We start from the raw sequence: 17,471 nt of genomic DNA, 5'->3' as shown, positions 1-17,471 counted from the left end.
CCGAATCCAATGGATTCGGGCCTTCGTATTTCCGGCTGTGCAGTTGCACAGTTCCGGAATGAAGATCGCATAAAGATTTTTTTAGAAACTGTGTAGAAGCTCGCAACCTGCAGAAAAAGAATGGCTTCGAAGTCAGCCCTGCACAGGATAACTCAACCAGTCGTCCGAAAATGAACAGTCAGTCAAGCGTTGATGGCTTCGTCTTCCACGGCCGCCTGCAGCATGCGGATGACGATGAGGGCGATGGGCGAGCCGAAGCTGCCCATACGCGCTGCTTCCTCAAAATTGCACAATGCCGCATCAGCTCAACGGTCCTTCCAGGGCAAAATACCCAAGGTAGGATGTTGCGCAGAGGCGCGGCGATGTGAGGATTCGATTCTGGTTGCCAACTGTGCTTGGGCGAGGGGATGAATGTCAAGTGAATTTCTGTGCGGGGAGTTGGGCTATCGAGCCGGCTTGTGAGCGAGCATGTATTCGCGCAGCGCGGCGTTGATGCGGCTCTGGTAGCGGCGGCCGGTAGAACGGAAGAAAGCGAGAACATCGGCGTCGAGGCGGAGTGTGATCTGGGATTTGTTGTCGGAGGGGACGAGATCCGAGACGCGGCGCCAACCGGTGGTTCCGGCCTGATTGGGAATGTCGCTGAAGTCGATGTCCTCGTCGCGCATCTCGCGCAGACGCTGCATCTGCTCTTCTGTCATTTCCGGCGGATTGTTGGGGTCAAAACGAAATTTGACCATGCCAGTAGCTGAGGTATTCATTGCGCTCTGCCTTTCTTGCAGAAATGATGCGAATCATCTCTCCCCGCAGCGTATAGACAACGACGAGAACGAATTGCCCTACTCTTCCGGTCGTTATCCATCGCTCTTCCCTCTCGTGATCGTCTGGGTCCAGCCGTGCTGTTCGACTCGGATCGAAAAATACATTCGTTGCAAACGCAAACGTTACGCCGTGCTTGCGCTCGTTCTTTGCGGCCTTATCCAGGTCCCATTCAAACTCGACATCTTCAATCATGCTATCACAAATGAAGCTTCTTTCGTAAATTCATTTGTAGCTACAAATACAGGCTAATTCGCGTAGCGTTTCTGGTGCCAGGTCCAGGCGGTGCGGAGGATTTCGTCGAGCTGAGAGTAGCGGGGCTTCCAGCTTAGCTCGCGGATGGCTTTCTCTGAGCTTGCGACGAGGACGGCGGGGTCGCCGGAGCGGCGAGGATGGAGCTGGGTGGGAATGGCGTGGCCGGTGACGCGGCGGGCGGATTCGATGACTTCGCGGACGGAGAAGCCCTGGCCGTTGCCGAGGTTGTAGATGAGGCGACCGCCCAAGTCTGCGCGATCGAGAGCGGTGAAGGCGAGCGTATGGGCGTCGGCGAGGTCAGAGACGTGGACGTAATCGCGAATGCAGGTGCCGTCGGGAGTGGGGTAGTCGTCGCCATAGATGCTGATGGATTCGCGGCGGCCGAGGGCTACGTCAAGGATGATGGGAATGAGATGGGATTCAGGCTCATGTGCTTCGCCGCGGACGATGCCGTGGGAGGTTTCCGGAGCGCCGGCGACGTTGAAATAACGCAGGGAGGCGTAGCGGAGGCCGTGGATCGAGTGAAACCAGCGCAGGATGTGCTCGACGAGGAGTTTTGACTCGCCGTAAGCGTTGGTCGGCGCGAGGCGGGCGTCTTCAGGGATGGGAACTGCCTCAGGCTCGCCGTAGACGGCGGCGGTGGAAGAGAAGCAGAGCTTGCCGATCTGCTGCGCGTGCATGGCTTCAAGCAGGCTGAGGGTCGAGGCAGTGTTGTTGCGGAAGTAGATTTCGGGCTTCTTCATGGATTCGCCGGCCTCGATGAGGGCGGCGAAGTGCATGACGCCGTCATAAGGGCGGCCGGCGGTGCGGGCCTCGGCGAAGATGCTTTCGAGCAGGGGTCTGTCGGCTAAATCGCCTTCTATCAACGGGACGCCGGCGGGAAGCATCTCGCGCTGGGCATGGCAGAAGTTGTCGAAAATGACGGGTTCCTGTCCGCGATCGAGGAGCAATCCGGCAACCGTTCCACCCACGTATCCGGCTCCGCCAGTGACCAATATCTTCACGATTTGTTTCCCTTTCTCGACCGTTTTTCGATTAAGCTGAGTCTATTACATAGAGTATGTACTGCTGTTTGCGCGCAGGCGCAGAGCCGGATTGGCGGTGTGAAAAGCCGTGGCGATTCTTCTCCCGGACGAGAATTTTGATGTTGAGAAAGCGGCGCAAACGAACACGTCCGAAGGCTGCATCTAACATGCCAGGAGGGTTCGCGCACGCTTTCGGATTTTCGGTGGAACACAGGTCATCAATAATCCTTACTTATAGGACTATCGAAAGTGACAAATTATGGTTACCATTGTTGTATTGGCTGCTCCTGGTTTGATTGAACCCGGTTTTGATTGAACCTGGTTTGGTTGGCCTGGTTCTGGTCGGTTAGAAACGCTGAGCGGAGGCGAAGAGGTACGAGTTGCGCAGCAGGAAGTGCATGAACATCTTTTCCGCAACTGGTACGATTCCGCGCAGGCGAATTCAATAACGGATTTGTACGATAACGAGTAATTCGCCCCCGGCTCGCCCGCCGCAGAGTGACGGGCGATATAGGAAGAAGTAGAAGTAGCCGTAGATTTTTTAGAAACGCGGTCGGCAGGATAGATCCGGTCACGATGACACCTGATGCTATGACACTCAATGAAATGGCCCGAGACGGGAACAACGCCGTAAACCGCACGCAACCCAGAGAACGAGGATAGAGCAGATATGCCCGCGACTCCGCCCCCGATTCGAGCAAACTTTGGTCTTCTGCCTGAACCAAAGAGCAACTCTGCGTCCTTTGTCACCAGCGCAGCGATCAATACGCTGATCCTGGCGCTGGCGATTTATATCGGACTGACGGCAAAGAAAGTGATAGAAAACCATAAATTTGAGCAGACGGAGCTGATCTTTCCGGTTGAGACTCCACCGCCGCCAAAGATCAAAATTACTCCGCCGAAGCTACCGCCGCCGCCGAAGCTACCCGCGGTAAAGCTGGAGCCGCCGAAGATCAACATGCCGAAGCCGGTTCCTCAGCCTGAGGTGAAGCCGCTGCATCTGGAAGAAAAGATCAAGACTCCTGAGATCAAGGCAGCGAAGCCGCAGGTGGTTCTTGCTCCGCAGCAGAAGGCCGCGCTGACAGCGGCTGCGCCGGCGCAGGTTCAGCAGGCGAAGCCTTCGACAACGCCGGTACACCTGGGTGAGACCTTTGGCGTGACACCGAATCCGAATGCGACGAAGCCGGCGACGGTGGCCGCTGTCGGCAACCCGTATGGCGGGATGGAAGGCAAGGCGGTTGCGCCGCAGGGAGTTGTGGGCTCGACGGGAATCGGCAATGGAACCAAGTCCGGCTCGAATGCGGGCGTGCAGGGCCGCGTGGCCTCTGCCGGTCTGCCGGGTGGAACCGGAACAGGGCCTGGCGGAAATGCATACGGAACGGGCAAGGTAACTTCGGCGGGAATTCCCGCGGTTCAGAAGGCCGCGGTGGCGACGCCTGCGCCGACGGACACGCCGAAGTCAACCAACCTGGAGGTGTTGTCGAAGCCTCCGGTGCGGTATACGGAAGAGGCGCGCTCGCTGAAGATTCAGGGCGATGTGGTGCTTCGTGTGACCTTTACCTCCAATGGCGAGGTAGTGGTGCAGAGCGTGGTACACGGGCTTGGGCACGGGCTGGATGAAGAGGCACGGCGCGTGGCGCAGCAGATTCGTTTTCACCCGGCTACAAGAAACGGACAAGCAGTGGATCTAACGACGAACATTACGATTACGTTCCAACTGGCATAAGATCAAGGATGCCGTATTGGCGGGTCCGGCTGCAGCGGGCCCGCTGCCAAGGTTCACGTTCCATTGGTGAAAAACATACAATTAGGAGCTCACATGCGTTTAAGTAAGATTTCCCTCGCGGTTCTGCTGCTGGCGCCGGTGGCGATGCCTTTGATGGCGAAGGAGCCAAAGTACGAGCAGGCGCACCAGTTGACGCCGGAGCAGGCAGCACTTGTTCAGAGGGCTATTGCACGCGAGAAGATTTTGATCCAGAACATCCAGAAGCGCACTCCGCTGGTGGAGACCTATATTCAGGACACGAGGCCGGACCAGAAGCTGTATCAGATCCCGGTGGCGGATACGTACATGCTGAGCCGCGTGGACTTCGGCAAGGGGTTCTTCGACAAGAGCTACAATTCGCGTTCCAACCCGGCAGACAAGAAGGGCTTCTTCAAGAACTCGCTGGCTTCAATCGCAGGGCTGAGCAAGGCTCTGGGGCTGGATTCGAAGTTTACTTACAATCCGCTGGGCTTTACGCAGATGATGTTCCTTGATCCGTATGGGTTCGACCAGAACCGTTATGTATTCAATTATGTGCGGCGTGAGTTTCTGGGGTCGGTGCGGACATGGGTCTTTGACGTGCATCCGAAGGAGGCCAAGACGGGCCTGTTCTATGGGCGCGTGTGGATCGAAGACCAGGACGCCAACATTGTGCGCTTCAACGGCACGTTTACGCCGCCGAGCAACGAGGATTCTTCAAAGTACTACTTCCACTTCGACAGCTGGCGCATGAATGTGCAGCCGGATCTGTGGCTGCCGGTGGCGGTATACGTAGAGGAATCGCAGCGGTCAGAGAGCTCGAAGAGCGTGGGCCTGAAGGCACAGACGCACTTCTGGGGCTACTCGCTGCGGCTGCCGACGCGTGAGAGCGAGAATGTGAATATTTCCGTTCAGGACGCCGAGGACAAGAGCCAGGATTCGCAGGATATGAGCCCGCTGCAGGCTTCGCGGCAGTGGGTGACGCAGGCCGAGGATAACGTGATCGACCGCCTGGTGCAGGCCGGACTGGTGGCTCCTCTGACCCAGGATGGGTTTGAGCAGAAGATCCTGGATCAGATTGTGACGAACCTGATTGTGCCGAACAACCTGGCGTTCAGCGCCCCGGTACACTGCCGGGTTCTGCTGACCGACACGGTGGAAGCGACGACGGTGGGCAACACGATTCTGCTGAGCAAGGGCCTGATCGACACGATGCCGCCGCATGAGGCAACGATTGCGTCAGTGATTTCCGTGCAACTGGCGCACATCGCACTGGGACACCACATCGACACACGGTATGCGTTTAACGACCGGCTGCTCTTCCCCGATGAAGCGACCTTCCAGAAAATCAACATGTACCACACGGACCATGACAACGAAGAGGCAGTCAAGACGGCGATGACATACCTTGAGGCTTCGATGTACAAGGATGAGCTGCCGAAGGCTGGATTGTACTGGTCACAGCTTGCGGACCGCGGCAAGGTGCTGAAGGCGCTGAATTCTCCGCGGCTGGGCGATTCCCTGCTGCGTCCGGATGGGACGCCGTGGATGACGCAACTGGCGCATTCGGCTCCGAAGATCAACTGGGATGATTTGACGCAGGTTCCGGCGCAGCCGCTGGGAAGCTGGCTGAAGACGGACCCGTGGGATGATCGCGTACACCAGCTGAATGCCAAGGTGTATGCGCCGATGAATGCGCGCGACAAGATGCCGATGGAGGTGACTCCGATCTACTTCCGGCTGCAGCGCTACAGCGCCACCGATACGGCTCAGCCAGGGGCGGATCCGAATGGTGGTACTCCCGCGCCGGCGCAGAATGCTCCAGCACCTGCCGCTCCGGCTCAAGGCCAGCCGGCGGCACCGGCAGATGGCGCCCAGCAGCAAGCTGCGCCTCCTGCTCCTGCGCCGCAGGTTCAATAGCAACTCGGCGCCATTTTGAGATGGCCGGGGCCCAAAATGAGTCCCGGCCATTTTCATCTTCAGTTTTGTAAGTTTGAGGATCATTTTTCCCCGTCTTAACTGATAGTTGCCTGGAGAATAGAAGAGTGATGAGGAAGATTTTTGCGTGGTTTCTATTGTGCCTGATGGCGTGCGCGGCAATTCCAGCCGGGGCGCAGGCTGTGGAAGCGGCTCAAGGACGACAACTGTCCTTGACGGCCGGGGCGATTGCGTCGGGGTTTGATCCGAATTATGCGACGAACTATCCGCTGGTTGGACCAGGCGTGTATGTGGACGTGCACTTCACACACTGGTTTCAGATCGAGGCTGAAGGGCGCTGGATGCGCTTTAACAGCCTTTTCGGGGAGAACCAGAGCAACTATCTGATTGGGCCGCGAGTGCCAATCAAGCGGTTCGGCAAATTCGAGAGCTTCGGCAAGGTGTTGATCGGTGAAGCGAAGATGACGTTCCCCCAAGGCGACTTCTACACCACGGGGAGCTTTACGGACCTGGCGTTTGGCGCGACGATTGATTACAAAGTGAACCGGCGCTGGAGCATTCGCGCGATCGACTTTGAGTACCAGGACTGGCCGAAGTTTATTCCGCAAAATCCGGCAATTGCCAACAGTCCCTCTGTTTCTCTGCAGCCTTACGGCCTGAGTGTGGGTGTGGGGTACAGGGTTTTCTAGGAAGTGCATGTCAGCGATTGAAAAGGCCGCTCGGCTGAGCGGCCTTTTTATTTGGTATGTGGAGCGAAGTTTAGCTGACCGTGATTTTGCCTGCGGGGGTTTTGGTGAAGGCGTGGAGGATGCGGCCTTCGGTATCGAGATGGCGAAGCGTGAGCTGATCGGGCGTGATAGAGAGCTGGCTGAAGCCATAGACCTTCTGAGCGTAGGGGCCGCGATGTGTGGGGTCGGTCTTTAAGTCGTAGAGATCGGCTCCGCCGCCGCCGGAGAGGAAGAAGCTGGTGGGGTGGTTCTCGAATTCCAGGTGCTGGAGATCGTGATCATGGCCAGCCAGGTAGAGAGTGACGTCGTGCTTGCGAAAGAGCGGATCCCAGTCTGCGATGAGAGTGGCATGGTCGCCGTGGGGGCCGTTGGAGTAGACGGGATGGTGGGCGATGACGGCGAGATAGGGCGTGGTGCGGGGGCGCGCTAGTTCGGTAGTGAGCCAGGCGAGCTGCTGGTCCTTCTCTTCAGGGGTGAGGGTGAAATCGCGAGGAAGTTTGCCGGGATTGGGCGTTGATGGCTTGCCGTGCGGCATGTTGCTGTCGAGCGCGATGAAGGTGATAAGCGGATTTTTGCGCGGAAACTCGAAGGTGTACCAGCGCGCGGGCATGGTCCAGCGAGTGCCGGGAGTGCGGGCGTAGGCGAGCTCGGATTCGACTTTGCTTTCGGGCCAACGCTGGTAGTCGTGATTGCCGAGGACGGCGTAGGCGGGACAGTTGTAGACATCCCTTGGGTACATATCCTCGAAATTCGTCTTCCAGCGGGTGGAGTTGACGCCGCCGTCGAGCGCGCCATACCAGTTGTCGCCGAGGAGAAAGAAGGCGTCAGGATGGATGGAGTTTTTGCGGGCGTAGGCGGTCATGCCGGCGGCGACGCGGGCTTGCGCTGCGGCGTCATCGTATCCCCAGTCGCCGATCATGAGGACTTCATGCGCTCCTGGGCTGTTGGCCGGCGCGTGAGCGAATGCGATGTCTGAGCCGAGTGCGGCGAGTGCGCTGAAGGCAAAGCTCTGGCGGAGAAAGCCGCGGCGGGAGATGGGGGACGAGAGCTGATCAGTGAGAGCCATGAGAAAGTTATATCAAGGGAAGGTGAAGAAATAGTTACAGAGTGGTTACGGGGGACGTAATCACTCATCTTCATACCTTTAAGCCTCTGCGGCAAAAACTACGGCACGTCAGTTACGAGCGTTGACTTCCTCCGTTTGGATATATATCGTAATTCGTACTATGGCGCGGAAGCTTGCAAGCGGACCATTTTCAGATCCCGAACTGCTCATCCTTTCGAGCCTGACTGAAGGGCAAAAGCATGGGTACGCCATGATGGTGGATATCAGGACCTTTGCAGATGTCGATCTGGGACCGGGTACTCTCTATTCTGCAATTACAAGGCTTGTAGAGATGGGGTTGATCGAGCCGTGTGAGACGAGCGGACGTCAGAGGCCGTATCGGCTCACAGCAAATGGACTGCGACACCTTCAGTTCCAACTGGAGAAGATGCGTGAGCTGGCCAATCTCGGTTTGCGGAGGCTGCGCAAAATATGAGCAAAGACGCGATCATTCGACTATTGCTTCGTATTTATCCTCGCGCATGGCGGTTGGAGTATGGCGAGGAGCTATCCGCAATTCTCGCGGGCCGCCCATTCACACCATTGATTCTTGGAGATGTAGTTGTCTCCGGGGCCTGGCAGAGATTCCGATATGCGGAAATGTGGCAGGTCGGCGGAGTCGCGCTGGCGCTCCGGCTGATCATCGGGACAGCCGCGAATAGCCTTTCACCCCTTTCTCCAGCAGCCTATCACCACTTTTTTCAAATCAATTGGATCGCTGAACTGGCCATCGGATACCTGTATGTGGCTCGCTATTCCAGGCATCCGGTAGCTGCCGCTGTCGCTTCGGTGAAAGCTTCTCTGGTGGGCCTCATTCCGGAATTACTTCTCGCGGCACTGTGGGCAGCCAATCTCATCCATCCCACGATTCTCGGCATGAATGGATCTCCTCATATTTATGGCCACTCGATCACCGACCTGTGCCTCCGAACTGAAGCGGCAGCTTCGCCAGCCACACTGCTCATGGCAATTCCAGTGACAGTGATTTCTGCCTTCCTTGCGGGCTTCGCAGGAGCAAGCATTGCAACAGGCGTTTCATTGGCTCGTCGCCGTTCTGGCGCACACCAATAACGAATTCAACCTGGCCAGGTGCTCCATTGCGCCACAATACACGTTCGGGAATACAGAGACGATGAAAGCGAACCTTCTGCGATTCGATGGGACGGTTGAACACGATCCTGCGATTGATACCTGGATGAAAAAGCATGAAGGAGAGCTAGGCGCGATTGCGCGTGAGTGGTTTGAAGTCATGCGCAGGTGCGGCGATGAAGTACGGGAGGTATTTCACGACGGCTGCGCGAATGCCTGTTTTGGTGATGCGCCCTTTGGCTATGTGAATGTGTTTACTTCGCATGTGAATGTGGGATTCTTTCATGGCGCGTCGCTGCATGATCCGGCACGGCTGTTGCAGGGTAGCGGTAAGTTTATGCGCCATGTGAAACTGAAGCCGGGAACGGAGATCGATGCGGCGGCGCTTGGACTACTTATTGAGGGGGCGTATTCGGATATCAAGGCGCGGATTGAGAATGGCTAGCGAGAGATGCAAGCATAAAAACAGAAAGGCCGCTCGGGTGAGCGGCCTTTGGGTGATGGATTTGGTTGGCTTATGCCGGAGAGGGTGAGCCCTCAGGGAAGCTGGAGCCGCCGGAGCGGCCTTCTGGTTTGAAGACCTGCTGCGGTGTACCCGAGCCGCCGTCAGAAGGCGCGGCAAGTGAGGAACGGGCCGGAGGCAGTTCCTTGCCTTCGATGAGCATTCTGACCTCCTCGGCGTCGATGGTTTCGCGCTCAAGCAGGGCGCTGGCCAGGCGGTGCATGGGGTCAGCATTCTGCTCCACGAGGGTGTGTGCTGCCTGATATGCCTCGTCGATGAGGCGGCGGACCTCAAGGTCGATCTGGCGGGCTGTTTCCTCAGAGAAGTCGCGGTGCTGAGCGATTTCGCGGCCGAGGAATATCTGCTCTTCCTTTTTGCCGAAGGTGAGCGGACCAAGACGGCTCATGCCGTATTCGCAGACCATGGCGCGAGCCATTTCAGTCGCCTTTTCGATGTCGTTTCCGGCACCGGTGGACATCTGATTGAGAAAAACCTCCTCGGCGACGCGGCCGCCGTAGAGCATGGCGAGGCGGGTTTCGAGATATTCGCGCGTGTAGTTATGGCGGTCATCCGGCAGATAGACCGTGACGCCGAGAGCCATGCCACGCGGGATGATGGTGACCTTGTGGATGGGATCGGAGTGGGCGCGCAGGAAGGCGACGAGAGCGTGGCCGGCCTCATGATAGGCGGTGACCTTCTTCTCCTCGTCCGTGAGCAGCATGGACTTGCGCTCGGCACCCATGAGCACCTTGTCCTTGGCAAGCTCCATGTCATACATCGTGACCTGCTTGCGGTTGATGCGGGCGGCGTTGAGAGCCGCTTCATTCACCATGTTGGCAAGATCGGCGCCGCTGAAGCCCGGTGTGCCGCGAGCAAGGATGTTGAGGTTCACATCGTCGGCGACGGGAACCTTCTTGACATGCACGCGAAGGACTTCTTCGCGGCCACGAATGTCCGGCAGGCCGACGACAACGCGGCGGTCAAAGCGGCCGGGGCGAAGCAGCGCGGGGTCAAGCACGTCAGGGCGGTTGGTGGCGGCGACGAGGATGACGCCGTCGTTGGATTCGAAGCCGTCCATCTCGACGAGGAGCTGGTTGAGGGTCTGCTCACGCTCGTCGTGTCCACCGCCGAGGCCGGCGCCGCGATGGCGGCCTACGGCGTCGATTTCATCGATGAAGATGATGCAGGGAGCGTTTTTCTTGCCCTGCTCGAAGAGGTCGCGGACGCGGCTTGCGCCGACGCCGACGAACATTTCTACGAAGTCCGAACCGGAGATGGAGAAAAAGGGAACGTTGGCTTCACCGGCTACGGCGCGGGCGAGGAGCGTCTTGCCGGTTCCCGGAGGTCCGACGAGAAGGACGCCCTTGGGGATGCGTCCGCCGAGCTTCTGGAATCTCTGAGGCTCGCGGAGGTACTCGATGATTTCCTTGAGCTCTTCCTTGGCCTCATCGACGCCGGCGACATCCTTGAAGGTGACCTTCTTCTGCTGCATGGAAAGCAGGCGGGCGCGGCTCTTGCCGAAGCTGAGAGCCTTGTTTCCGCCGGACTGCATCTGGCGCATCATGAAGAAGTAGAAAGCGCCAATGAGCACGAAGGGACCGATGTTGAGAAGCAGTTGCAGCGGGATGCTGCTGGATTCCGGCTTGAGGTTCACCTTGACGCCAGCGGCGACCATGGCGCGCCTGAGGTCTTCGTAGTTGGCGCCGACATAGGTGTGGAACTGGTCTTTGGAACCCTTGAGATGGCCGTGGAGATCTGCGCCCTGGATCGTGGCGTCCTCCACCTGGTTCTGCTGAACATTGCTATAGAGCTCGGAGTATGTCTTCTCGGCGTCCTTGCTGCCAAGGCCAGTGCTACGGGAGACAACGCCGTAGAGCAGCACGAGACAGATAAGGATGAAAACCCAGAACACTATGGTCTTAACAGTCGAATTCACCAGAACCCTCGTTTCCCGACAGGGGGAGAAAAATCACACCGGCCGCCTGCATATCCATAGGACGCCGCATTGCCTTGTTCTGTCACAAAAAATTCGTATTCCTGTGATGATACAGTGCAACTGCCGCAGGATAGGCAGTATTTCCGATTGTACTCCCGAGGGAAAGGAAGGGGAAAGGGATCAAAGGTGTTATTCCGGGGGATATTCTTCCGGAATCAGATGCGCGGCGAGGACCTCAACGCCGGGGTGGGGTTCGAGCTGGACCCCCTGCATCCAGAGGATGGTCCCCTGCCAGTCGAGGACGGGCCAGAGGGCGCGCTGTGGGCCTGAGACTTTCAGGCGTTCCAGGACTTCTTTAACCTTCTTTGGACCGGCGGAGTGACGTAGGGTGACTCGATCACCGGGCTTCCAGGGGCGGAGAGTGGCTGGGGGCTTGAAACTAACCGGTCCCGGGCTGGAAAGACGAATTTCGAGGCGCAGGGCGTAGGTGGGGGCTTCGACGACGCCGGGGATGGGGATGGAAATGGATTGGCAGGCTTCTGTGGCTTCATCCGCGCTGGCGGGGGGCTGGATGGTGAGGCGCAGCTCGCGGTGGGAACGCTCGGCGCGGAGGCCGGAGGCGAACTCGGCTTTCTGGCCGGCACGGCCGGTGAGGGCGAGGGTGCGGAGGGATTCGGTGGCCGGGAAATCTGGCGCGGCGCCCAACTGAGCGGCTACATAGCGGAGGACGCGGCGCTGGAGAGCGACGGGCTGGGCGATGAAGGCTGCAATGTCGAGGGCGAGGCCTTCGGAGCCGGGTCCGGAGTTGGCGCGGCCTCCACCGCGGACGGGCCGGCCGGGGAGGGTCAATTGAGCGGCGAGGCGGGCGGTTTCAGTGGCCCAGAAGGCTTCTTCGTCCCGCGCAAGCGTGGCCATCTGGACCAGATGGCGGCGGAGCTGGGGATTCCAGGATTCGAGTGTGGGCAGAAGCTCGTGGCGGATGCGGTTGCGGGTGAAGCCTATATCGGCGTTCGAGGAGTCTGTGCGCCAGGGCTTGTCGAGGGCGCGGAGATAGGCTTCGATTTCGGTGCGGGTGACGGCAAGGAGGGGGCGCAGGATTTTCCCTTCGACTTGAACGACGGGATGAATGCCGGATAAACCTTCGGTCCATGCGCCGCGAAGGAACTTGGCCAGAACGGTTTCGGCCTGGTCGTCGAAGGTGTGCGCAGTTGCGACTGCGTCGAGCTGCTCTTTGGACGAGAGGTTGCGGAACCACGCATAGCGGAGGCGGCGGGCGGCTTCTTCGATGGATTCGGCGGATTTGCCGGGGCGCGCTGCGGCTTCAGCAACGGTGTCAACATGATGCGAGTGGAATGGAAGGTTGAGTCGTTCGGCGAGCGAGCGGACGAAATCGAGGTCGGCGTCGGCCTCGGCTCCGCGAAGGCCGTGGTGAAGATGCGCGACGTGGAGGACGAGGCCCAGTTCCCTGCTCTGCTGATGGAGTGCGCGGAGGAGCGCTACGGAATCGGCTCCGCCGGAGACGCCGACAGCCAGGCGGAGACCGGGGGTTAGATTGGTGGTATCGAGCGCAAGCGACGGAGCGGAGGGCACGAGACGATGATACGGCGTAAAGGCCAGCAGCTTCGTATACTGCGATGATGGAAATTCGACTGGCTACTGCAGAAGATGCACGATTGATTGCGGCGCACCGCAGGGCGATGTTTGCCGCTATGGATGCGGCGGATGAAGCGGTCTTGACGACGGTGGAGATCGCTTCCATTCCGTGGACGGAACGCATGATTGTGGAGAACAGATACCTAGGCTGGATTACGAGTGATGGGGAACGGCCTGTAGCCTCGGCGGGAATGTTTCTGCTGGACTGGCCACCACACCCGTTCGACCCGGAGGGTACGGTACGCGGATATCTGCTGAATGTATTTGTTGAACCAGCGTACCGGAAACGTGGATTGGCGCGGGAACTGGTGCAGAGGTGCCTTGCAGAGGCGAGGCGACGCGGAATTCGCATGGTGACGCTTCATGCTTCTGATGAGGGAAGACCGCTGTATGAAACGCTGGGATTTGCGGTCACGAATGAGATGCGATTATCGCTGACGAATGAGTGAAGCAGGATGGCCTGGCAGAGGCACGGCTGTTTGAACCGCGAGTCCTGCTATACTCGGCGAGTTATGCAGGTATTTGTGATTCTTCCTGCTGCGGGGCTGGGAACGCGGATGGCCGGGCCGCAGCCGAAACAGTTTCTTTCGCTGGATGGATTGCCGATCCTGATTCACTCGCTGCGCGCCTTTGCGGCTGTGAAGCAGGTGACGGCGATTTATGTGGCTGTGCGCAAGCCGGAGATTGAGCGCGTCGAGGCCCAAATTGCCGAGCATGGGGCCGGATATGGTTTTGAGGGCCGCGTACACGTGGTTGAGGGCGGCGATAGCCGGCAGGAAAGCGTAGCGAATGCGCTGGCAGTGCTTCCGGCTGCAGATGAAGACGTTGTGCTGGTGCATGATGCGGTGCGTCCGCTGATTGACGCGGCGACGATTGAGCGCACCATTGATGCGGTAGTGAAGCACGGAGCCGCGATTGTGGGGCTGCCAGCCGTGGACACGATCAAGCAGGTGGAGCGGACGGCGCATGGAGCGCTGGTAACTGCGACGATTCCGCGAGAGTTTGTGGTGCTGGCGCAAACGCCGCAGGGATTTCGCTTTAAGATGCTGCAGTCAGCCTTTGCCGAAGCTACGGAAGACGGCTTTGCGGGCACGGACGAGGCAAGCGTTGTGGAACGCGCGGGACATTCGGTTGCGGTGGTTCCCGGATCGCAGGTTAATCTGAAGATTACGCAGCCGGGCGATCTGGAGCTGGCGGAGTTTTATTTGAAGCAGCGGCAGCGCCCCGCGGTTTAGCTTTTTCGATCAGGCGCTCCGCGCTCTTACCCTTTGGACCGGTCTTTTCAGGAGAACGCGCAAAAAATGGATACACGGATCGGATTTGGCTGGGACTCGCACGCATTCAAGCCGGGTGTTCCGCTGCGGATTGGCGGCTTGACGCTGGAGCATTCGGAGGGTCTGGCTGGCCACTCGGATGGCGATGTGCTGCTGCACGCGGTAACAGATGCGCTGCTGGGCGCGGTGGCGGCGGGCGATATTGGAAGTTTCTTTCCACCGGGCGATGCGCGGTGGAAAGATGCGGACTCGGCGATCTTTCTGAGACTAGCGTTGGAAGAGCTTTCGCATGCGGGCTACCGGATTGTGAATGTGGACACGACGCTGGTGCTGGCCGCGCCGAAGATTTCTCCGATTGCGGGAGAGATGCGCGTGCGCGTGGCGGAACTATTGGGCGTAGAGCTTGAGCAGGTGAGCATCAAGGCCAAAACTCCAGAGGGGCTGGGCCTGGACCATGTGGCGCAATGCCATGCGGTGGCGCTGGTGGAGCGGGTGCGGGATGAAGATGACCTGAAGAGTATGAGTGCGGTCGTTGAGAGCCAGAAGCAGCTTGAGGATGTGGTGGACGATCTGCTGGCGAGCGTGCATGGTGTGCAGAAAAAGCGGACTATTGAGCCGGTGTATGACATAGAGGATTTGACTTAGAGCAGGACTTCACTCTTTGCGACCGTTTTCAGGGAGGCAGTAATGGGAGATTTCTTTCAGCCGATGCATCGATTTTGCTCTTCATGGTGTTTTCGTTCTTCACATTGATGTTGTACGTCTTGCCGTTCTGGTTCATCTATAAAAAGGCAGGCTTCACGCCGTGGCTTTGCGCGCTGTGTCTTGTTCCTTTCGGGACGGTGATTTCGCTCTTTGTGCTTGCATTTGCAGAATGGCCTTCGCAGCGTCCGCCGAACCAGGGCGGTTACGGACCTCCGCTGCCGCCTCAGCAGTAAAGCCCAGGCTGATAGAAACTCTGACCGATGCCTGATTCGACTCCCTCGCTGGAAAAACCTGTTCGGCCGGACCACCTTTGTACCTAAAGATGGACAACCGGATACTTCAGAATCTGCTCATCCACAGTCACGAGCGTTAATCCTTCTATCTGTGCCTGCGCAACAAGTAGCCGGTCGAATGGATCCCGGTGAAATAAAGGCAGCTCCCCAGCCCATTCCGCGTGTTCCACCGAGATAGGCAGAGCTGAAAATCCATGGGCGCGGATTGCGCCTGCTGCGGAACCGGAAAACTTCAGCTTTTCCGATGCGCGTTTGATAGAAATCTCCCAAATCGATGCGGCGCTCACAAAGACACTATTCTCCGCAAGAGCAATGGCCGCCTCAAGCACATTTGGCAACCTCGTGTCACTCGTATCCCACCAGAGAAAAACGTGCGTATCGAGCAGAAGATTCATGCACTCAGATCCCAAAATCTTTCAGGACTTCCTCCGGCAGAGGAGCATCGAAATCGTCCGCAATATAAGTGATCCCCAGCGCATTCTTCCCAGGCATCCTGGATGCCCTCGTACTGCTCGCAATATGCGTGAGCCGGGCCATCGGCTTACCGGCTTTGGCAATCACAATCTCCTCCCCCCTGGCAGCGCGTTCCACCAGGCTTGAAAGGTTGGTTTTCGCCTCATAGAGATTCACCTGCATGGGCTTTATCATGCGGGTGGTCTTTGCGGCATGCTTAGCATGCGCTGAATGCGGATTGGCAACCATCATGAACTCCCGATGATTTTATTGTGCGCCGTCCGGCGTGGTTGGTCAAGTTGGTCAATTTAATCCCGGCCGGGCGGCGCTGAATCAAAACTGGTAGCATCGAAGAGGAAACTCTGACCGATGCCTGATTCGACTCCCTCACTGGAAAAACCTGTTCGCGCCAATCCTGTCCGCGTTAGATTTGCGCCTTCTCCTACTGGCTATCTGCATGTGGGCGGAGCGCGCACTGCCCTGTTTAACTGGCTCTTTGCCCGGCATACGGGCGGAACCATGATTCTCCGCATCGAGGACACGGACTTTGAGCGCTCGAGTGAGGAGATGGTTGAGGGCATTCTGGAAGGGATGCGCTGGCTGGGGCTGAACTGGGACGAGGGTCCGTTCTATCAGTCGAAGCGACTGGATCTGTACACGGCAACAGCACAGAAGATTATCGATGCGGGTCATGCGTATGCGTGCTTCTGCACGAAGGAAGAACTGGAGCAGCGGCGCGCGGCGGCAACGGCTGCGGGCAGGCCGCCGATGTACGACCGGCGATGCCGGAAGATCGCCAGGGACGATGCTCAACAGCGCATTGCATCGGGCGAGGCTGCGGCGATTCGGTTTGCTGTGCCGGAGAGCGGGTCGACAAGTTTTGACGATGCGGTCTTTGGCAAGGTGGAGTTTGCGAATGCCGAGATTGAGGACTTTGTGCTACTGCGGTCGGATGGGATTCCGACATACCACCTGAGCGTGGTGGCGGATGACATTGACATGCGGCTGACGCATATTATTCGCGGGGCCGATCATATTTCGAATACGCCGAAGCAGGTGCTGCAGTATCGCGCGCTAGGCGCGGAGCTTCCGGTATTTGCGCATGTGCCGTTGATCCTGGGGCCTGACAAGACGCGGCTTTCAAAGCGCCATGGCGCGACGAGCGTGATCAGCTACAAGGAGTTGGGGATTGTGCCGGAGGCGTTCCGGAATTTTCTTTCCCTTCTGGGTTGGACGCCGGGCGGGATTAAGGATGAAAACGGGAAAGACCGCGAGATTTTTTCGTCAGATGAGCTGGTGAAGCTATTTTCGCTGAGCGGCATTTCGAAATCCAATGCGGTCTTTGATAATGACAAGCTGGCGTGGTTCAACACGGAGTACATTCGCGCGTATCCCGTAGATTTGCTGTTGCCGCTGATTGAAGAAGAGTGGAAGCAGGCCGAATTTATGCCCACGCGGAGCGAGACTGAGATCGCACAGGCGATTGAACTGTTGAAGCCGCGGGCGCGGAATCTGAAGGATTTTGCGACGGCGTTTCGGGCGTATTTTGCGGATGAGTTTGAGATCGATTCAGCGGCTGCGGCAAAGTTTTTGACGGGCGATGTACCGGCGCTGCTGAAGGAGTTGAGCGCACGGTATGCTGCGGCGACGGAGTTTACCGAGGCTTCAACCGAAGCTGTGCTGCGGGGCTTTGCCGAAGAGAAAGGCTTGAAAGCCGGCGTGCTGATTAACGGCGCGCGTGTGGCGCTGACCGGGCAGGGAGTGGCTCCGAGCTTGTTTGCGGTGATGATGGCGCTGGGGAAGGAAAGAGTTGTGAAAAGGCTGGCTGCTACGTCCTAGGGCGTGTCATCAAATGAGCCATATAGTAGAAGCGGCGAGGTGTATTGCAGCGAGGAAGTTCCTGGCGGTTTTGTCGTAGCGGGTGGCGATACCTCGGAAGAGTTTGAGTTTGGCGA

At 58.2% G+C, this 17,471-nt stretch carries 18 protein-coding genes and 1 pseudogene; 10 read left to right on the top strand and 9 right to left on the bottom strand.

The window, feature by feature from the left end:
* Positions 1–443: 443 nt before the first annotated feature.
* Genes ABSG47_RS15800 through galE form a run of 3 tightly spaced genes read right to left on the bottom strand, consistent with a single transcriptional unit; the run spans position 444 to position 2,075 of the window.
* Positions 444–758 carry a BrnA antitoxin family protein gene (locus ABSG47_RS15800; RefSeq protein WP_424170661.1) on the bottom strand — a complete coding sequence of 105 codons (315 nt, stop codon included), beginning with the start codon at positions 756–758 and terminating at the stop codon, positions 444–446.
* Positions 718–1,011 (bottom strand): BrnT family toxin, encoded by a 294-nt coding sequence (locus ABSG47_RS15795; protein WP_424170660.1) that lies wholly within the window; start codon positions 1,009–1,011, stop codon positions 718–720. Before ABSG47_RS15795 ends, ABSG47_RS15800 begins: the two co-directional genes overlap by 41 nt.
* A 53-nt stretch (positions 1,012–1,064) precedes the next feature.
* Positions 1,065–2,075, bottom strand: a complete 1,011-nt coding sequence (gene galE, locus ABSG47_RS15790) for a UDP-glucose 4-epimerase GalE (RefSeq protein ID WP_424170659.1) — start codon at positions 2,073–2,075, stop codon at positions 1,065–1,067.
* A gap of 691 nt (positions 2,076–2,766) precedes the next feature.
* Here galE and ABSG47_RS15785 point away from each other — a divergent pair.
* The 3 genes from ABSG47_RS15785 to ABSG47_RS15775 all read left to right on the top strand — a co-directional run bounded on the left by ABSG47_RS15785 (position 2,767) and on the right by ABSG47_RS15775 (position 6,467).
* Positions 2,767–3,822 (top strand): energy transducer TonB, encoded by a 1,056-nt coding sequence (locus tag ABSG47_RS15785; protein WP_424170658.1) that lies wholly within the window; start codon positions 2,767–2,769, stop codon positions 3,820–3,822.
* A gap of 93 nt (positions 3,823–3,915) precedes the next feature.
* Positions 3,916–5,760, top strand: a complete 1,845-nt coding sequence (locus ABSG47_RS15780; RefSeq protein WP_424170657.1) for a M48 family metalloprotease — start codon at positions 3,916–3,918, stop codon at positions 5,758–5,760.
* A 128-nt stretch (positions 5,761–5,888) separates the two neighbouring features.
* Entirely contained in the window at positions 5,889–6,467 is a 579-nt protein-coding gene (locus tag ABSG47_RS15775; protein ID WP_424170656.1) for an outer membrane beta-barrel protein, read from the top strand.
* A gap of 70 nt (positions 6,468–6,537) precedes the next feature.
* Here ABSG47_RS15775 and ABSG47_RS15770 read toward each other — a convergent pair whose 3' ends face one another.
* Positions 6,538–7,572, bottom strand: coding sequence for a metallophosphoesterase (locus tag ABSG47_RS15770; RefSeq protein ID WP_424170655.1), 1,035 nt, complete (start codon positions 7,570–7,572; stop codon positions 6,538–6,540).
* 160 nt (positions 7,573–7,732) lie between these two features.
* On the opposite strand from ABSG47_RS15770, the gene ABSG47_RS15765 reads away from it, so the two are divergent.
* From ABSG47_RS15765 to ABSG47_RS15755, 3 genes are all read left to right on the top strand, one after another.
* The gene (locus tag ABSG47_RS15765) at positions 7,733–8,047 is read left to right on the top strand and encodes a PadR family transcriptional regulator (RefSeq protein WP_424170654.1); all 315 of its coding nucleotides are present in this window, start codon (positions 7,733–7,735) and stop codon (positions 8,045–8,047) included.
* Positions 8,044–8,682: a hypothetical protein gene (locus tag ABSG47_RS15760; protein ID WP_424170653.1), complete on the top strand. Its 639-nt coding sequence runs from the start codon at positions 8,044–8,046 to the stop codon at positions 8,680–8,682. Before ABSG47_RS15765 ends, ABSG47_RS15760 begins: the two co-directional genes overlap by 4 nt.
* A 61-nt stretch (positions 8,683–8,743) precedes the next feature.
* Entirely contained in the window at positions 8,744–9,145 is a 402-nt protein-coding gene (locus tag ABSG47_RS15755; RefSeq protein WP_424170652.1) for a DUF1801 domain-containing protein, read from the top strand.
* A gap of 70 nt (positions 9,146–9,215) precedes the next feature.
* Here ABSG47_RS15755 and ftsH read toward each other — a convergent pair whose 3' ends face one another.
* Together ftsH and tilS are read right to left on the bottom strand one after the other, a co-directional pair.
* Positions 9,216–11,138: an ATP-dependent zinc metalloprotease FtsH gene (gene ftsH, locus ABSG47_RS15750; protein ID WP_424170651.1), complete on the bottom strand. Its 1,923-nt coding sequence runs from the start codon at positions 11,136–11,138 to the stop codon at positions 9,216–9,218.
* Positions 11,139–11,327: 189 nt separating this feature from the next.
* Positions 11,328–12,728 (bottom strand): tRNA lysidine(34) synthetase TilS, encoded by a 1,401-nt coding sequence (tilS, locus tag ABSG47_RS15745; protein ID WP_424170650.1) that lies wholly within the window; start codon positions 12,726–12,728, stop codon positions 11,328–11,330.
* 44 nt (positions 12,729–12,772) lie between these two features.
* Between tilS and ABSG47_RS15740 the strand changes: the two genes are divergently transcribed.
* The 3 genes from ABSG47_RS15740 to ispF all read left to right on the top strand — a co-directional run bounded on the left by ABSG47_RS15740 (position 12,773) and on the right by ispF (position 14,710).
* The gene (locus ABSG47_RS15740) at positions 12,773–13,240 is read left to right on the top strand and encodes a GNAT family N-acetyltransferase (RefSeq protein ID WP_424170649.1); all 468 of its coding nucleotides are present in this window, start codon (positions 12,773–12,775) and stop codon (positions 13,238–13,240) included.
* A 63-nt stretch (positions 13,241–13,303) separates the two neighbouring features.
* On the top strand, positions 13,304–14,026 hold the full coding sequence (gene ispD, locus ABSG47_RS15735; RefSeq protein WP_424170648.1) for a 2-C-methyl-D-erythritol 4-phosphate cytidylyltransferase: 723 nt from the start codon (positions 13,304–13,306) through the stop codon (positions 14,024–14,026).
* A gap of 66 nt (positions 14,027–14,092) precedes the next feature.
* Positions 14,093–14,710, top strand: a complete 618-nt coding sequence (gene ispF / locus ABSG47_RS15730; protein ID WP_424170647.1) for a 2-C-methyl-D-erythritol 2,4-cyclodiphosphate synthase — start codon at positions 14,093–14,095, stop codon at positions 14,708–14,710.
* Positions 14,711–15,086: 376 nt separating this feature from the next.
* Here the strand turns inward: ispF and ABSG47_RS15725 are convergent, their stop codons facing one another.
* Together ABSG47_RS15725 and ABSG47_RS15720 are read right to left on the bottom strand one after the other, a co-directional pair.
* Positions 15,087–15,458 carry a type II toxin-antitoxin system VapC family toxin gene (locus ABSG47_RS15725; RefSeq protein ID WP_424170646.1) on the bottom strand — a complete coding sequence of 124 codons (372 nt, stop codon included), beginning with the start codon at positions 15,456–15,458 and terminating at the stop codon, positions 15,087–15,089.
* Positions 15,459–15,462: 4 nt separating this feature from the next.
* Positions 15,463–15,768: a type II toxin-antitoxin system Phd/YefM family antitoxin gene (locus ABSG47_RS15720; RefSeq protein WP_424170645.1), complete on the bottom strand. Its 306-nt coding sequence runs from the start codon at positions 15,766–15,768 to the stop codon at positions 15,463–15,465.
* A 117-nt stretch (positions 15,769–15,885) separates the two neighbouring features.
* On the opposite strand from ABSG47_RS15720, the gene gltX reads away from it, so the two are divergent.
* Complete coding sequence (gene gltX / locus ABSG47_RS15715) at positions 15,886–17,355, top strand: glutamate--tRNA ligase (protein ID WP_424170644.1); 1,470 nt, start codon at positions 15,886–15,888, stop codon at positions 17,353–17,355.
* Between the two features lie 9 nt (positions 17,356–17,364).
* Here gltX and ABSG47_RS15710 read toward each other — a convergent pair.
* Positions 17,365–17,471, bottom strand: a pseudogene (locus ABSG47_RS15710) (IS5/IS1182 family transposase); the annotation flags it as partial.

The organism is Occallatibacter sp. (genome assembly GCF_049510455.1).
Lineage (GTDB): Bacteria > Acidobacteriota > Terriglobia > Terriglobales > Acidobacteriaceae > Telmatobacter.
The sequence above is the reverse complement of the archived record's forward strand: the minus strand, read 5'-3'. Positions and strand labels throughout refer to the sequence as shown.

Coding starts and splice junctions, on each gene's coding strand:
- ispD (WP_424170648.1), top strand. CDS start 13,304: ATGCAGGTATTTGTGATTCTTCCTGCTGCGGGGCTGGGAACGCGGATG.
- ispF (WP_424170647.1), top strand. CDS start 14,093: ATGGATACACGGATCGGATTTGGCTGGGACTCGCACGCATTCAAGCCG.
- ABSG47_RS15720 (WP_424170645.1), bottom strand. CDS start 15,768: ATGATGGTTGCCAATCCGCATTCAGCGCATGCTAAGCATGCCGCAAAG.
- ABSG47_RS15785 (WP_424170658.1), top strand. CDS start 2,767: ATGCCCGCGACTCCGCCCCCGATTCGAGCAAACTTTGGTCTTCTGCCT.
- ABSG47_RS15740 (WP_424170649.1), top strand. CDS start 12,773: ATGATGGAAATTCGACTGGCTACTGCAGAAGATGCACGATTGATTGCG.
- ABSG47_RS15770 (WP_424170655.1), bottom strand. CDS start 7,572: ATGGCTCTCACTGATCAGCTCTCGTCCCCCATCTCCCGCCGCGGCTTT.
- ABSG47_RS15780 (WP_424170657.1), top strand. CDS start 3,916: ATGCGTTTAAGTAAGATTTCCCTCGCGGTTCTGCTGCTGGCGCCGGTG.
- ABSG47_RS15760 (WP_424170653.1), top strand. CDS start 8,044: ATGAGCAAAGACGCGATCATTCGACTATTGCTTCGTATTTATCCTCGC.
- ABSG47_RS15765 (WP_424170654.1), top strand. CDS start 7,733: ATGGCGCGGAAGCTTGCAAGCGGACCATTTTCAGATCCCGAACTGCTC.
- ABSG47_RS15775 (WP_424170656.1), top strand. CDS start 5,889: ATGAGGAAGATTTTTGCGTGGTTTCTATTGTGCCTGATGGCGTGCGCG.
- ABSG47_RS15725 (WP_424170646.1), bottom strand. CDS start 15,458: ATGAATCTTCTGCTCGATACGCACGTTTTTCTCTGGTGGGATACGAGT.
- gltX (WP_424170644.1), top strand. CDS start 15,886: ATGCCTGATTCGACTCCCTCACTGGAAAAACCTGTTCGCGCCAATCCT.
- ABSG47_RS15755 (WP_424170652.1), top strand. CDS start 8,744: ATGAAAGCGAACCTTCTGCGATTCGATGGGACGGTTGAACACGATCCT.
- ABSG47_RS15800 (WP_424170661.1), bottom strand. CDS start 758: ATGAATACCTCAGCTACTGGCATGGTCAAATTTCGTTTTGACCCCAAC.
- ABSG47_RS15795 (WP_424170660.1), bottom strand. CDS start 1,011: ATGATTGAAGATGTCGAGTTTGAATGGGACCTGGATAAGGCCGCAAAG.